Annotated in this window: 9 protein-coding genes; 2 read left to right on the top strand and 7 right to left on the bottom strand. The window is 66.0% G+C overall.

Features of this window, described 5'->3' with window-relative positions; all coding sequences use genetic code 11:
- Window positions 1-460: fatty acid desaturase family protein (locus IEY43_RS11160; protein ID WP_188948673.1), on the top strand; the 460-nt coding region annotated here is incomplete at its 5' end.
- A gap of 27 nt (window positions 461-487) precedes the next feature.
- On the opposite strand, the gene IEY43_RS11155 is transcribed toward IEY43_RS11160, so the two are convergent.
- From IEY43_RS11155 to IEY43_RS11125, 7 genes are all read right to left on the bottom strand, one after another.
- Entirely contained in the window at window positions 488-865 is a 378-nt protein-coding gene (locus tag IEY43_RS11155) for an META domain-containing protein (RefSeq protein WP_204677141.1), read from the bottom strand.
- Between the two features lie 85 nt (window positions 866-950).
- Window positions 951-2,438, bottom strand: coding sequence for an MFS transporter (locus tag IEY43_RS11150; RefSeq protein WP_188948672.1), 1,488 nt, complete (start codon window positions 2,436-2,438; stop codon window positions 951-953).
- Window positions 2,439-2,579: 141 nt separating this feature from the next.
- The gene (locus IEY43_RS11145) at window positions 2,580-3,323 is read right to left on the bottom strand and encodes a TetR/AcrR family transcriptional regulator C-terminal domain-containing protein (RefSeq protein WP_188948671.1); all 744 of its coding nucleotides are present in this window, start codon (window positions 3,321-3,323) and stop codon (window positions 2,580-2,582) included.
- Window positions 3,324-3,374: 51 nt separating this feature from the next.
- Complete coding sequence (locus IEY43_RS11140) at window positions 3,375-4,364, bottom strand: HAAS signaling domain-containing protein (protein WP_188948670.1); 990 nt, start codon at window positions 4,362-4,364, stop codon at window positions 3,375-3,377.
- An 84-nt stretch (window positions 4,365-4,448) separates the two neighbouring features.
- Entirely contained in the window at window positions 4,449-5,342 is an 894-nt protein-coding gene (locus tag IEY43_RS11135; protein WP_188948669.1) for a sugar ABC transporter permease, read from the bottom strand.
- Window positions 5,342-6,937 carry an ABC transporter permease subunit gene (locus IEY43_RS11130; protein WP_188948668.1) on the bottom strand — a complete coding sequence of 532 codons (1,596 nt, stop codon included), beginning with the start codon at window positions 6,935-6,937 and terminating at the stop codon, window positions 5,342-5,344. Before IEY43_RS11130 ends, IEY43_RS11135 begins: the two co-directional genes overlap by 1 nt.
- A gap of 129 nt (window positions 6,938-7,066) precedes the next feature.
- Entirely contained in the window at window positions 7,067-8,329 is a 1,263-nt protein-coding gene (locus IEY43_RS11125; protein WP_188948667.1) for a sugar ABC transporter substrate-binding protein, read from the bottom strand.
- Between the two features lie 266 nt (window positions 8,330-8,595).
- Here IEY43_RS11125 and IEY43_RS11120 point away from each other — a divergent pair, with 266 nt between their 5' ends.
- Window positions 8,596-10,275, top strand: a complete 1,680-nt coding sequence (locus tag IEY43_RS11120; RefSeq protein ID WP_188948666.1) for a glycoside hydrolase family 13 protein — start codon at window positions 8,596-8,598, stop codon at window positions 10,273-10,275.
- The last annotated feature ends 73 nt before the right edge of the window (window positions 10,276-10,348 follow it).

Genomic DNA, 10,348 nt, shown 5'->3' with positions numbered 1-10,348 from the left:
CCTGGGCGCGGTCTTCCTCTTCCTCCCGGTCGGCATGGCCTTCGCCTTCCTCGGCGTGCAGCTGGCGGTCTTCGGCGTCTACATGGGAGCCTCCTTCGCCCCCAACCACAAGGGCATGCCAATGGTCCCCGCCGACGCCCGCATCGACTTCTTCTCCCGCCAGGTACTCACCGGACGCAACGTGATGGCCCGCACCGGCTTCGGCAACAGGGTGCTCTCCCACGTCTACGGCGGCCTGAACTACCAGGTGGAACACCACCTGTTCCCCTCGATGCCACGCGCCAACCTGGCCGGGGTATCGAACATCGTGCGCGCCTACTGCGCCGAGCACCAGATCCCCTACACCGTGGCCAGCGTGCGCGAATCCTACGCCCAGGTCATCACCTACCTGAACAAGGTCGGCCTTTCGGCCCGCGACCCGTTCGACTGCCCAATGGTCTCCGGCTACCGCATCAGCTAGGGGCCAGCGGGCCTGTCGCGGCCCCGGCTACTTGCTGCGCGTCAGCGCGCCGATCTGGTCGCCCTTGGCATCCGAGAAGGTCATCTTCTCGCCGGAGATCGTTGCGGTGGCCGCGCCGCTGAGCCAGGAATCGACGCCCTCGCAGTACATCATGGTGCTGCCCATGGCCCCGAGGTCCACCACGCCGTCCTTCTGCGTCCACTGCCCGACGAGGTTGTTGCAGCCGTCGCTGCCGCTGATCTTCCCGTCCGATCCCAGGTTCATCCAGGGCTGGCCCTCGGCCTCGACGCCCCAGGTCCCGTCCGGGCTCGCTGGGGCTTCCGCGGCCGGGCCGCTGCTCGATCCGCAGGCGGCCAGGCCCAGCGCCAGCGCTCCCGCCGCCATCAATGCTGCAAGTCGTTTCATGTTTTCCAGCTTAAGCCACGCATAGGACGCTGACCAGCGCAATCGCCGATGCGCGCTGCCGCTTCGGCCCGCCGTCCGGGCCAGGCTAGTGCAGCCGGTCGCCGTGGTGGTCGTGGCGCCAATCGGCCACGGCGACCCAGAGCGTGGCGATGACCAGCGCACCGGTGGCGGCGAAGGACAGCGTCATCGCCAGCGGGTAGCCGACCACCTGGTTCATGCCGTAGAACACGGCGGTGATCACCGCGATGCCCACTGCCGTGCCGACGCGCTGCGAGGTCTGCATCAGCCCGCCGGCGGAGCCCGAGTTCTGAACGGGCACCTCCATCAGGGTCAACGCCTGGTTCGGCGAGATGATGAAGCCCTGGGCGGCGCCGATGAACGCCAGCGAGAGCAGCATCCACCAGATGCTCACGATGCCCCGCGACTCCAGCTCGACCACCGCCACGGTGGCGGTCAGGCCGAACAGCGCGCTGATCGTGCCGCCGATGACCAGCCGGCGCCCGGCGGTCATCACGTAGCGGCCGGCGACGTTCGAGCTCAGCGCCGACAGCAGCGCGGCGGGCAGGGCGATCAGCCCCGCCTGGAGGGCGCTGAAGCCCAGCGCCTGCTGGGTGTAGACGGCCACCAGCACCCAGACGCTGGACACGCCCATAAAGTACAGGCCGGCGATCACGGTGCCGTTGGTGAAGCTGCGCACCTTGAACAACGCCAAGTCCACCATCGGGGCCGCGCCGCGCGCCTTGTAGCGCTTCTCCCACCCGGCCCACAGGAACATGAACAGCAGCGCCACCGGCAGCAGCGTCCACAGCCACGGGTTCTCGCGGCCCTGCACGAAGGGGAAGAGGAAGGCGAAGATGCCCAGCGCCAGCAGCAGCCCGCCCACCGGGTCCAGGTCCAGCCTGCCGGCGGGCTTGGTGAACAGCGGGCGCGGCAGCCAGATGACCGCCAGCGTCATGGCGATGATGCCGATCGGCACGTTGATGAGGAAGGTGGAGCGCCAGCCGGCCTCGGTCCCCAGCCAGTTGATCAGCACGCCGCCCATGACCGGGCCGATGGCCACGGAGAAACCGACGACGGTGCCCAGCAGCCCGTACGCGCGGCCGCGTTCGGCGCCGCTGAAGTGCTGCTGGATCAGGCCCATGACCTGCGGGTTGAGCAGGCCGGAGCCGACGCCCATGATGAAGCGGGCGATGTTCAGCACCAGCGGGTCGGCCGCCAGCCCGGCCAGCACGGACGCCAGCGTGAAAATCACGACGCCGGCGATGAACATCATGCCGCGGCCCAGCAGGTCCCCGGCACGCCCGGCGGCCACCAGCACCACGCCGAAGGTCAGCGCATAGCCGGCGAGCACCCACTGCATGTCCGCCTCGGTGGCGTGCAAAGTGGATTCGATCGAGGGAAGCACCACGTTGACGATGCTCACCGAGACCAGCGACATGAACATGACCGCCAGCAACACACCCAGCAGCTTCCAGCGTCCGGCCGGCGTGAGCGCCTCGGGGCCAGGAACGGCGGTGGCGGGCCCGGCCACGGCGGTCAGTGGCGGGTCGTGCGGGTGCTGAATGGAAGGCATGGCAACTTTCGGACAACGGCTGGCAGGGCTGGTTCGCTGCGCGCCGCGGCCGCCCGGCGGTCCATCGCACGCTCTAGGTACAGCGCCCGCCGGGCCCGGGATATTCCCCCGCAGCGGTTGCGGGGCCGGGGTCCGAACCGATCAGCGGGCGTTCGGCAGCGAATCAAGCATGGCCTGGATGGTGAGGATGCGCATCTGGAGCAGCTCCTCGAACAGGTCGTCGTTGTCCATGCCCGGCAGCGTCAGGGATTCGCGCACCAGCGGGGCCTCGGCCTCGGGGTAGCGGTCGAGCCAGGCTTGCGGAACCACCCGGGAGATGTAGTCGTTCTGGGCTTCCGGAACGCGGTCGAAGTAGTAGTCCGCCTGCAGCGCGAAGGACATGATGTCGCGGCTGAACGCGCGGACCAGCGCCAGCGCCTGCGGCATGCTGAATCCCATTTCCGTGTAGAAGCGCAGCAGCCGTTCCATCATCTCGATGAAGCGCGGGCCGCCGTCCACCACCACGCGTTCGGTGATCGGGACGACAGCAACCCATGGATAGGTGCGGTACAGCGCCCGGCTGACCCGGTAGAACTTCTTCACGGTGTCGCGCCAGTTCACCGGATCGAACTCCAGCAGCGGGGTGCTGCGGATGAACAGCTCCACCGCCATGTTCACGACGTCCTGCCGGTCGCTCACGTAGTTGTACAGCGCCCGCGAGGTCGCGCCGAATCGCGCCGCCAGGCCGTTCATGGTCAGTGCCGTGAAGCCTTCGGCGCCGATGATCTTCAGCGCCTCGGCCGCAATGGCCTCCTTGGTGATGGGTACCAGGGAGGCGTCCTTGCGCGGGCGTCCCCGTCCGCGCTTGACCGGGGTCTCGTCCCGGGGTAGATCCACGTCGCTCATGCGACCAGCCTTTCACAAAGTTCGACGTCCAGCATCCTGCACAGGCCTTCCCTACAGCAGCGCCAAGAGATTCCGCGCCCGTTCATGCCACATTCCCGCGGCCAGGGCCAGGTGGCCGACGGCGAAGGACATCGCCCCGGCAAGCCACGGCCACAGCAGCGGCGCTTCGAAGGTGCCCGGCAGCGCGGCGATGAAACCGGCGGCCATGACCAGCAGGCCGGTGGCGATCAGGGCGATGTGGGCCCAGCGCCGGCGCAGCGGGAGCAGCAGCGCAAGCACCGCGAGCGCCGCGGCCGGAGCGAGGATCAGCCACACGTTGCCGGTGAACCCCTGCATGCCACGGTAGGTCGTGTAGCCGATGGACGCAAGCAGTGCCACGGCGGCGCAGACCAGCCAGGCCGGGCCGGGCCGGGCCATCGACCCGCGCATCATCAGCAGCGGGGTGAAGGCCTGGGCCCAGAGCAGCACCGCCAGCGGGATGAGGAATGCGCCCAGGCTCGCCAGTCCCAGCACGCAGGCGGCGGTGGTCGCCAGCGCGCCGACGATCTGCAGCACCAGCCCCGGCGTCCCGTGCACGACCAGCGGCAGCAGGCTGAACAGCGCCGGGATGAAGGCGAAGAACATGACCGCCGATCCCAGGGAGAGTTCCAGCTCCGCAAGTGCGCCGAACATCGAACCCCCGACATAGCCGAAGGACAGCGGCTCGACGAGCGCGACGAAGTGCGAGCCGAGCACCAGCAGCCCGGCGGTGAGCACCGACAGCGCGAAGATCGGCCAGGCCAGGATGCGGGTCAGGAACTGGCGGCCGCTGCTGACCTTGAGCTCGGTCGGTTCGGTGCGGGTGAACCCGGCGGCAACCACCGCGGGGTCCCCCAGCGAGCGCAGCAGTTCGGACTTGCGCCGGCCCTTGCCCGGAAGCCGGGAAATCTGTTCGCGGGTGTGTGCAAGAATCTCGGTGCGCTCGGCGTCGGAAAGAAAACCCAATTCCCGACGCAGCTGTTCAAGATAGTTGCGCGCGGCCCGCGGCAGATGAGATTGCATCCCTATAGCTTACGTGGCCTGCCTGGAAGTTTGCGACCGCTCGGCCCCTTGCGCGCCGCGCGAATCCGCGCTGCTGGCACGCTGCTATTTTCCCGCGCCGGCGGTGAGGCCGCCGACGATGTACTTCTGCAGGAAAAGGAACAGCGCCATGACCGGCAGCGCGGCCAGCACCGCCCCCGCGGCGAAGACCGACCAGTTGGAGGTGAACTCCTCGGACACGTAGGAGTACAGTCCCACCGCCAGGGTCTGGTTTTCCGGTGAGACGAGCACCACGGAGGCGATGACGAAGTCCGAGGTGCTGGAGATGAAGGACAGCAGCCCCACCACGGCCAGGATCGGCGCGACCAGCCGCAGGATCATGGTGAAGAAGATCCGGGCGTGCCCGGCGCCGTCGATCTTTGCGGCCTCGTCGATCTCCACCGGAATGGTGTTGAAGAAGCCGTACATCAGGTAGGTGTTCACGCCGAGCGCGCCGCCCAGGTACACCATGATCAGCGCGATCTGGTTGTCGATGCCCAGGGCCGGATACACATCCCCCAGCGAAGTCAGCAGGATGAAGATGGCCACGACGGCCAGCAGCTGCGGGAAGATCTGGACGACCAGCAGGCTGACCAGTCCGAAGCGGCGTCCGGTGAAACGCATCCGCGAGAAGCTGTAGGCCGCCAGGGCCCCGAGGAATACCGAAGCGGCGGCGGTGGTCAACCCGATGAACAGGGTGTTGCCGAACCAGGCGGCGAAGGGCCGCTGCTCGTTGCGGAACAGGTCGATGTAGCTCTGCAGGCCGAGCTGGGTGAACAGCCCGTTGGAGGACAGGAGCGTTCCGTTGGGGTTCAGCGACGCCGACAGCACATAGAGCAGCGGGAACGCCGCGTAGATGCACAGCGCCACGCCGATCAGGTGGCGCCAGCCGGTGGAGGCGAACCATTTTCCGAAGCCGCGGCGCCCTGCGCGCTGCTGGGCGGGAGTTTGCGTCGACATTAGTTCAGTTCCTCCAGGGCCTTGGTCTGCTTGAAGCTGATGACCGCGATGATGGAGACCAGCACGAAGATGATGATGGAGAATGCGCTGGCCAGCCCGTAGTCGCGCTGCGAGCCGACAAAGGCGACCTTGTAGACCATGGAAATCAGGATGTCTGTCGAGCCCACATTGAGCCCCGCCCCTTCAAGGCGCGGGCCGCCTTCGGTGAGCATGTAGATGACGTTGAAGTTGTTGAAGTTGAAGGCGAACGAGCTGATCAGCAACGGAGCCACGGAAACCAGCAGCAGCGGGAGCTTGATCAACCGGAAGACCTGCAACGGTTTGGCGCCGTCGATCTTGGCCGCCTCGGCCAGTTCATCGGGGATCGACTGCAGGGCGCCGGTGCAAACCAGGAACATGTAGGGGAAGCCGAGCCAGAGGTTGACCCAGAGCACGGAGAACTTCGCCAGCCAGGGATCGGTCAACCATGGGATTGGCGCACCGCCGAAGATCACCTGGTTCACGAAGCCGAAGTCCTTGTTGAGCATGCCGGCCCAGACCAGGCCGCCCAGGAATGCCGGGAAGGCATACGGCAGGATGGAAATGACGCGGTAGATTCTGCGGCCCTTCATGCGCAAGTCGTTGAAGACCAGCGCCAGGAACAGGCCCAGGAAAAACGTGGTGGCGACCGACAGCAGGGCGAACGCGAAGGTCCAGACCGTCACGGATCCCAAGGCGGTGCGGATGGAGGAGTCATTGAAGGCCTTGGAGAAGTTCTCGAAACCCACGTTGATCGACCAGCCGGGCATCAGCTGCGTGCCATCCGGTGCGGTGAAGGCGCCGACGCCGGTGTCGCGGTAGACCACGGAGGTGGTGGAGTCGGTCATGGTTCCGGCGGCCTCGTCGTAGACCAGGTTCGAGGTGTACTGGTAGGCGGTGCGCCCGTCGGAGGTGCGCAGCGACCCCTGGGACGGATCATCGCTCATCGGCACCGCCAGGGTGGTGACCTCCTGCTGGCGGCCGAGCAGGTCGGCGAAGCTGAGCTGCGTGAATCCGGCAAGCTCGTCGGCGGTGATCGGCTCCAGCGGCTGCTCTGCGGTGCCTGCCAGCTGCACCCCGTCACGCTCAACCAGCAGCGACAGCTTGCCGCCGTCGTCCAGCACCGTCACGGGGAATCCCGGGGAGTCCGGGACCCGGCTCTGGTTGGACTGGAGCAGCGCCGTGACGGCGTCGTCCTTGTCCGAGTTGTGCCCCGAGCCGTAGTTGGTGAAGGCGATGTAGCCGGTGTAGCCGATGACGAACACCTGGAAGATCAGCAGGAAGATAGTGCCCGGCAGCAGGTACTTGGCCGGCAGCCAGCCCCGCTTGAAATACACGACGTTGATCACCAGCGTGATCACGGCAACCACGGCGGCGATTGCCCAGGCCTCGCGGCCGATGGCGGTGAACAACGCGAAAATGGCGGTGGCGTCCACGATGCCGATCATCGCGATCTTGGCCAGGATCAAGCCGGTGGAGGTTGACGCTGCGGTGGCCAGCCGCTGGGCGGCCGGGGACAGGGCGCCGGCCTGCGCCGTGTCGCCGCTGCGCGGCGGCTTCTGGTGGGTTAGTGACATTTGTGGCTTGTTCCTGGGTCGGAGGTCGGCGAACGCGCGGTGCGAGGAGTGCCGCACCGCAGAGGGCTGGACGCGTCGGAGCGGCGGCTTGCCGCTCCGACGCGTCACGCACGCGGACGTGCTGCGGTGCTACTTTGAGATGGCCTTCTCGATATCGGCGGTCATCTGCTTCCAGCGCTTGGCCGGATCGGCCTTGCCGGAAATGATCTCTGCTTCGGCGACTCCCCAGAATTCCCAAACGGCCGCCATTTCAGGGATATTCGGCATCGGAACCCCGTCTTCGCCGACCGCGCCGAAGGCTGCGATGGTTTCATCGGACTTGGCCGCCTCGAAGGCTTCCTTGTTGGCGGGCGGACGGTTGCCCACTTCGTAGAGCTTGGTCTGGACCTCGGCGCTGCCGATGTAGTTGGTCAGGAACTCCGTTGCCGCCAGCAGGTTTTCGGTCTTGGAGGAAACGAAGAAGCCCTGGACTGCTACGAACGGCTGCGCCTCGTCGCCGCCGGCGCTTGGGATCGGGTCGATGGCCAAGTCGATCTTGGCGTCTTCGACGGCGTCCACATTCCATGGGCCGGTCAGCAGGAATGGCGAATCACCGGAAATGAACTTCTCCTTGGCGATATCCGCATCCACGGAGGTCTTCAACGTGCCGGCCTCGCCCTGGTCGGCAAGCCACTGGGCGAATTCAAGGCCACCCTCGTTGCCGATTCGAAGGTCGCTGGGATCGTAGGCGCCGTTTTCATCGGTTCCGAAAACCGGAGCGTCAAAGGACGTCTGGAATGGGTAGGCGTGGAACGGGTCGCCCAGCTCGGACACCTGGACCAGGAACGGGAAATCGGTGCCCGCCTTCTTGCCCTCGGCGATCATCTCGTCGAATGTCGCCGGGGCCTTGTCGGCCAAATCCTTGTTGCGCAGCAGCGCAAGGTTCTCCGTTGCGTATGGGACACCATAGGTGTTGCCTTCATAGCTCATCGCGTCAATGGCGACGTCCTGGAAGTCCGCGCTCTTGTCGCCCAGCTCGACCGGCTGGACTACGCCGTTGTTGACGAGGTTTCCCAGCCAATCGTGGGCGCCGATGGTGATGTCCGGTCCCTTGCCCGTCGGCACCTGCTTGAGGAAGTCCTCCTGGATCTTGGAGAAGTCCTTGATCACCAGGTCGACCTTGACACCGGATTTGGCCTGGAAATCCGCTGCAGCGTCCTTCAGGACCGGCTCGCGGTTGGCATCGACCCATACGGTCAGCGATCCTGCTTCGGCGGCGGCCGGCGAGGACTGTGCGGGCGTTTCGGAAGGCTGCGGGGCTGAACTGTTCGAACCACCGCAGGCGGTCAGGGAAAGCGCCGCAATTGCGGTCACTGCCCCACCCAGGAGAAGGGAGCGCTTGTTCACCATCATGGGGTGTCCTTTCGTGACAACTTTGTCCAAAGGACCGGGTTGACCGCGATGTACCGCGGTACGGCCCGGTCGGTTCCTTCGAGTGCGAGTGACGACTCGAATGTAAGCGTTTCCAGAGTGGCATAGATCATGCTCTTTGACAAGAAGTTCATGCAAAACGCTTATTTGTTGGCTGGGATTCGCATGAAAGGCCAACCAGAACGATGGGCACTCGGGCAATAATGTAAGCGTTTACATGTAACGAAATTTCGTTTATGGTTACCGTCATGACTGAAATCCGCTCCCTTGCAGAGACCCGAGAGCCCGAGGCCGCAGCCGAGTGGTGGCGTTCCTCGGTGATCTACCAGATCTATCCGCGTTCCTTCGCAGATGCGAACGGCGACGGCATGGGCGACCTGCCCGGAATCACTGCACGGCTGCAATCCTTGGCGGACCTCGGGGTCGACGCGATCTGGCTGTCCCCCTTCTTCACTTCCCCGCAAAAAGACGCAGGCTACGACGTCTCCGACTACTGCGACGTGGATCCGCTGTTCGGAACGCTGGAAGACTACGATGCCATGGTTGCCCGCGCCCACGAGCTGGGGCTGCGCGTCATCGTAGACCTGGTGCCGAACCACTGTTCGGACCAGCACCCATGGTTCCAGCAGGCGCTGGCCACCCCGCCGGGCTCCCCCGAGCGTGATCGTTTCATCTTCCGCGATGCGCCGGAGTCCGGCCTTCCGAACAACTGGGAATCGGTCTTCGGTGGTCCCATGTGGACGCAGACCGCCAACCCGGACGGCACTGCGGGGCAGTACTACCTGCACATTTTCGATTCTTCGCAGCCGGACTTCAACTGGCACAACGAGCAGGTTCGCGAGATGTTCCGCGGCGTGCTGCGGTTCTGGCTTGACCGGGGAACGGACGGTTTCCGGGTGGATGTGGCCCATGGGCTGATCAAATCCGATGGACTGCCGGATTACGCGGTTGACCCGGCCGCCGCGTCGATGGGCGGCACCGAGGAACTCGCCCCGTGGTGGGGGCAGGATGGCGTGCACGAAATCTACCGCGACTGGCGCAGGGTGCTGGATGAATACGATGGCGAACGCGTGCTGTGCGCCGAAGCCTGGGTCAGCCCGCTGTCCCTGATGGCCAAGTGGGTGCGTCCCGACGAAATGCACCAGGCCTTCAATTTCCCGTACTTGTCCTGCGACTTCAACGCCGCCCGGATCCGGGCCACGATCGACGAATCGCTGCGGGAATTCTCGGCCGTCGGTGCGCCGAGCACCTGGGTGCTCTCGAACCACGACGTGGTCCGCCACGCAACCCGACTGGCGCTGACCGAAGACAATCCACAGGGCGAGGGCATCGGCCCGTTGACTCCGAACCTCCCGGACACCGCCATCGGCCTGCGCCGAGCGCGTTCGGCCAGCACGCTGATGCTCGCGCTGCCCGGCGGAGCCTACCTGTACCAAGGCGAGGAACTCGGGCTTCCGGAAGCCGTCGAGCTGCCCGATGAGGCGCGACAGGACCCGACCTGGTTCCGAACGAACGGCGAACGCTATGGCAGGGACGGGTGCCGAGTGCCGATTCCGTGGGAAGCAGGGGTACCTGCCGCGGGCTTCTCCCCCACCGGCGAAAGCTGGTTGCCGCAGCCCGCGGGCTGGGAGGACTACGCCCGCGACGTCCAACGCGCGACCGCCGATTCCACGCTGAACCTCTACACCGCGCTGCTTCGATTGCGCCGCGGCCACGCGCTTGGGGCCGGAACGCTGGCCTGGTTGGAAACCGGGGACCCCGAGGTGCTGGCCTTCAGGAACAACGACGTGGTGGTGGTTTCCAGCTTCGCTGGCTCCGAGCGCGAACTGCCGGCCTGCACCACGGGCCTGGCTGTCCTCGCTTCCAGCGCACCGCAGCCCTCGGGGCGGCAGATCGCCGCCGAATCGACCGTATGGTTCCGCGCCTGAACACCCCAGCAGGTAATCTGGTGAACAGGGCGCGACCGACCTCAGGGGTCCCGTCGCGCCCAGTCACATCCCT

The organism is Glutamicibacter protophormiae (assembly GCF_014647495.1).
Lineage (GTDB): Bacteria > Actinomycetota > Actinomycetes > Actinomycetales > Micrococcaceae > Glutamicibacter > Glutamicibacter protophormiae.
Note: the sequence above shows the minus strand (reverse complement) of the source record. Positions and strands in the feature narration are given on the sequence as shown.